The organism is Brevundimonas bullata (assembly GCF_003350205.1).
GTDB lineage: Bacteria > Pseudomonadota > Alphaproteobacteria > Caulobacterales > Caulobacteraceae > Brevundimonas > Brevundimonas bullata.
This window is the reverse complement of sequence record NZ_QLLC01000079.1, coordinates 1-1,532: the sequence shown is the minus strand read 5'-3', so window position 1 is coordinate 1,532 and position 1,532 is coordinate 1. Positions and strand designations below refer to the sequence as shown.

Genomic DNA, 1,532 nt, shown 5'->3' with positions numbered 1-1,532 from the left:
GATCCTCCCCTGCGAAGCGGGGGAGGGGGACCATGCGCAGCATGGTGGAGGGGGCAAGGCCCGACGCGGCGTTTTTTGTCAGGCGTGGTTGAAGCGTTTGCTGACGGCGAGCTTGTGGCCGCCCCCTCCACCGCTACGCGGTCCCCCTCCCCCGTAAACGGGGGAGGAGAATTCCGTCATCGCTGGAACGGGTAGAAGTCCGCGCCCAGCGCCAGAATCCCCGTCAGTTCGTCCAGCGCGCCGCGCGTCTCGTCCAGCAGGTCGGGGTCGGCCAGGTCTTGGGCGGTCAGGGTCTCGCGATACCAGCGGGTCGCCCAGGCCGAGAGGCGGGCGTGCAGGTCATCCGTCATCCGCATGGCGGGATTGGTCGCGGCCAGTTCATCGTCGGTCAGGACGACGCGCAGACGCAGGCAGGCGGGGCCGCCGCCGTTGCGCATCGATTGGCGCACATCGACATATTCGACCCGACCGATGGGGCCGTTGGAGGCGGCCAGCCGTTCGGCGACCACATGGCTGCGGGCGTTGTCGCGGGTCTCGGTCGGGCAGATCAGAGTCAGGCGGTCCTCGCCCGGAATCTGGATCAGCATGGAGTTGAACAGATAGCTGCTGATCGCGTCGGCCAGCGGCAGGTCGGCGGCGGAGACCTCAACGAACTGAGCCTCGAACAGGCCGTCGGCGGCGCGGCGAATGGCGGCCTTGGTCGCGTCCGTGTCCTCGAAGGCCAGTTCGTGGAAGAAGAGGGTGTCCAGGGCGCCGACGCAGACCACGTCGTTGTGGAAGGTGCCGCCGTCGATGGCCGCGCGCGACTGCTGGGCCAGGACCGGGCGGCCGGCTTCGTGGCGGCGGACGATGGCTTCGGAGGCCTCGCGCGTCTGGCGGGCGGGGAAGCGGCCGTCCCAGGGCGTGAAGGCTTCGCGGCCCCAGACCAGCAGATTGACGCCGCGACCGCCGTGCTCGGCGCACAGGCGGACGTGGTTGGCGGCGCCCTCGTCGGCCAGATGGGCGACGGCGGGCAGGGCGTCATGGACGGCGAACCGCGCCCGGTCGGGGAAGAGGGCGTCCAGCGCGCGTTTGGTCTGCTGATGTTCAAGCGAACGGTGCAGATTGGTGTGCAGGTTGGCGGGGGTGAAATGGACCCTGCCGTCGGCGGCGTCGGCGCTGGGCGTCACCGTCGCGGCGTTGGCGGCCCACATGGGCGAGGCCGAGCAGGCGGCGGCGGCGAAGGCCGGGACGTCGCGCCAGGCCTTGGCGAGTACGGTCTTGTCGGAGCCCGAGAAGCCGAGCGAACGCAGGAAAGGGATGTTCGGCCGCTCATGCGGGGGCAGGACGAACTGGGGCAGGCCCAGGTCGGCCAGCCGCTTCATCTTGTCGAGGCCCTGCAAGACCGCCGCGCGCGGGTTCGACGCCTCGCCCTTGTTCAGGCTGGAGGCGAGGTTGCCCGGCGACAGGCCCGCATAGGAGTGGGTCGGTCCGATCAGGCCGTCGGCGTTGGCTTCGATGGCAGGCATGGCGATGCTCATGAGCCCTCCCCC

At 70.2% G+C, this 1,532-nt stretch carries 1 protein-coding gene; it reads right to left on the bottom strand.

The genetic code is table 11. The annotated features are described in order from the left end of the window. Nucleotides 1–176: 176 nt before the first annotated feature. On the bottom strand, nucleotides 177–1,508 hold the full coding sequence (gene astB / locus DXK21_RS16390; RefSeq protein ID WP_114818830.1) for an N-succinylarginine dihydrolase: 1,332 nt from the start codon (nucleotides 1,506–1,508) through the stop codon (nucleotides 177–179). Nucleotides 1,509–1,532: the final 24 nt, after the last annotated feature.

Excerpts from the sequence above, each read along its gene's own strand:
- astB (WP_114818830.1), bottom strand. The coding sequence starts at position 1,508 with ATGCCTGCCATCGAAGCCAACGCCGACGGCCTGATCGGACCGACCCAC.